General features: G+C 29.7%; 1 protein-coding gene. It reads left to right on the plus strand.

Annotated features, from left to right (window positions below; translation table 11 throughout):
* Positions 1-51 precede the first annotated feature (51 nt).
* The coding region (locus tag ACVYAD_RS25120; protein WP_476428297.1) for an MFS transporter at positions 52-455 on the plus strand (404 nt) is incomplete at its 3' end.

A 455-nucleotide genomic window follows, 5' to 3' on the forward strand; every position in this document is an offset into this window, starting at 1 on the left:
TGTGTCATTTAAATGTTGTATAGTGATTTTCATGACAGACGGTGACGAATAATGAATAGCAACATAACTATAAAACATAAGAAAAAGACGAGTTTCATTAGCGAAGTATCTGCTTTTTTAATTGTTATGATAGGTCCGACAATACCAACTCCGCTATATCCGATATATAGCGAAATTTATGGGTTATCACCATTATTAATAACTATCATTTATGCTGTATATGCTATAGGAGTTATTATTGGTTTGCTTATATTCGGTAATTTATCTGATCGAGTTGGTAGACGTTATATATTAATTATAGGAATTATACTATCAATTTTTAGCGCTTTAATATTCTTGATATCTAATAGTTTGTTTTTATTGTTTTTAGGAAGAGTGATTTCTGGATTTTCCGCTGGACTATTTATGACTACTGCGACCATAGCATTAATTAATTTATCGCCTGAAAACAAAAA

The sequence above is a fragment of the Lysinibacillus sp. G1-3 genome (genome assembly GCF_056322905.1).